The following is a 322-nucleotide window of genomic DNA, read 5'->3' on the forward strand; positions in this document are numbered from 1 at the left end:
GGCACTGTTGCAAATAGTCGGTGGTGATAAACTTATCATCCCCTTTTGCTGATGGAGCTGCACATGAACCCATTCAAAGGCCGGCATTTTCAGCGTGACATCATTCTGTGGGCCGTACGCTGGTACTGCAAATACGGCATCAGTTACCGTGAGCTGCAGGAGATGCTGGCTGAACGCGGAGTGAATGTCGATCACTCCACGATTTACCGCTGGGTTCAGCGTTATGCGCCTGAAATGGAAAAACGGCTGCGCTGGTACTGGCGTAACCCTTCCGATCTTTGCCCGTGGCACATGGATGAAACCTACGTGAAGGTCAATGGCC

At 52.5% G+C, this 322-nt stretch carries 1 protein-coding gene; it reads left to right on the plus strand.

Annotated elements, in window-relative coordinates; genetic code table 11:
- Positions 1-63: 63 nt before the first annotated feature.
- Positions 64-322: IS6 family transposase (locus OGX94_RS00015; protein ID WP_001753934.1), on the plus strand; the 259-nt coding region annotated here is incomplete at its 3' end.

It is taken from the genome of Citrobacter sp. Cpo037 (genome assembly GCF_030332945.1).
In the GTDB taxonomy this organism is placed as follows: domain Bacteria; phylum Pseudomonadota; class Gammaproteobacteria; order Enterobacterales; family Enterobacteriaceae; genus Citrobacter; species Citrobacter portucalensis.